1 protein-coding gene and 1 pseudogene are annotated in these 1,948 nt (G+C 40.0%); one reads left to right on the plus strand and one right to left on the minus strand.

Features of this window, described 5'->3' with window-relative positions:
• Window positions 1-479, minus strand: a pseudogene (locus tag H5185_RS21865) (AAA family ATPase); the annotation flags it as partial.
• A 662-nt stretch (window positions 480-1,141) separates the two neighbouring features.
• Here H5185_RS21865 and H5185_RS21875 point away from each other — a divergent pair.
• Window positions 1,142-1,648 carry a Rha family transcriptional regulator gene (locus tag H5185_RS21875; RefSeq protein WP_310741702.1) on the plus strand — a complete coding sequence of 169 codons (507 nt, stop codon included), beginning with the start codon at window positions 1,142-1,144 and terminating at the stop codon, window positions 1,646-1,648.
• Window positions 1,649-1,948 lie beyond the last annotated feature (300 nt).

A 1,948-nucleotide genomic window follows, 5' to 3' on the forward strand; every position in this document is an offset into this window, starting at 1 on the left:
GCTTTCCATTTTGGTGTTAGTTTTTCATCTTTATAAAACTTTTTTATAAAGCCAAAATCTTCTTCAGGGACATTATTTTCAATTAGCTCTGATTTCATTCCTAACTTTAAAGTTAAACCTTTTGGAATTTTTTCATTCGTAAGTTTTACAGAGTCTACTTGAAGCCCATAACCTCTTTTATATTTATAAACAACACTACAAAAATTATTGTCAGTTTCCATCGCTACACAAAACGATTTTTTCGTATGCTGTGGGACTTTAGAGATAACTTGTGAAGAGTCCGTTAACTTTGCGTTTTCACCATACAGCTCTAATGATCCTGAATCATAATGATTTTCAATTGTTTGCTTCAAAATCAAAAAAGGCTGCATGAAACTAGATTTACCTGAACTATTAGCCCCAGACAAAACAGTCAGCCCATCAAATGTTAAAGTTTGTTTAGAGGCTATTGACTTATATCCCTCTACCGATAATTTCATAATAAATCCTTTTGAATTGAAAACGGCCTAACAGCTTATTGAACGGCTCGACCGATAAAGCGCCCGTTTAAGTTACTGATGTTTATAACCTTACATTTACTATGTCGTTGAAGTAAAGCAATTTAATGACTCTTACACTCAAATAAAAAACGTAAATTGCATGATAAAAGTGCCAACATCAAAATAAAGCAATAAACCGAACAATATCAGCATATTAGAGCAGGACATTACAACCATCAAACGGTTAGCTTTATAAAATGGCTGAAGGGTTATCGTTAACTCACTTAACTGATAACTCATAAGTAAAATTGACAAATGCGCCTAAGTGGGGCGATACTAATCGGGCATTGGCAAAATCCAATGCCGGGATTCGAACCCCGCTTAATTCAAGGCGCAATTGTCGCCAGCCCTTAGAGCTGGTTTTTTATTGCGTGACTCGGCGCACCACTACTATGGTGGGCTGGGTGAGGCAGCCATTTGGCTGGCCGCTTCCTTGATGCGGTAGTTCGAACCTCATTCAGCTCATCACCCAATGATTCGAACCGTTTGGTGATGATTACTCTCGATATCAAGGAGTGTCACCCATGAACTTACAACAGTCTAAAAACTACCCTGCGCAATTGGTCTTTATTAACGGCCAACAAACCATTACCAATTAACTGATCGTTGCCGACTACTTTGGCAAAAAACACTGTGATGTTTTGCGTAAAATTGACCGTATTCTAGTCGATGCCCCAAGTGAATTTACGTCAACGCATTTTTGCGTCAACGTGCAAAATCAACAGGTTGGCACCAGTCAGCGTGATTTGAAGTGTTACCACCTGACCAAAGACGGTTTTATGTTTTTAGTGATGGGCTTTACCGGTGCCAAAGCTGCCGAACTCAAGATCAACTTCATTAATGCCTTTAACGAAGCCCAAAAACGACTTAGCCGCACTACACACCCGTTTGAGCGTCAGCGCATGATGTTTACATGGGAAGGCGGCAAAATAGTGAGCTCGCAACCGATACATGATGACCAGTTTGTCACCAGCCGCGATAAATTAGTGCAGTACATGCGCGAACCCCGCTTTTTATCTCTTGAGCAATTGCTAGAAATCAGCGAAGCCGCAAACCAACAAATTGCGACAATAGCAAGATTGGCAGAGAAACAAGCCCGTTTACGCTAAAAAACATAGTTAAACGCCCATAAAAATGGCTACATCAAGTAGCCATTTTTTGTTTGTAGGTAATTAGCGTGGGGGTAATATTTGGGTACCAACGCTGCCATAAGCGGCAAAAAAAGTTGACTATACTTGAGAAGAACGAACAAAAGCCAACTGTTTTTTGTCCGACTTAATGGCTTTGATACTCATTGAGCCTCCTCCCTAGCAAGCCGCATCAGCGGTATGCTTAAGGTGACTAAACCAACAGGAGAAAGCTCAATGAGATTTTATAATAACTCACATCCATACTACTGTGGTATCGAT

Origin of the sequence: Shewanella sp. SG44-6, assembly GCF_014164185.1 — a bacterium.
Classification (GTDB): domain Bacteria; phylum Pseudomonadota; class Gammaproteobacteria; order Enterobacterales; family Shewanellaceae; genus Shewanella; species Shewanella vesiculosa.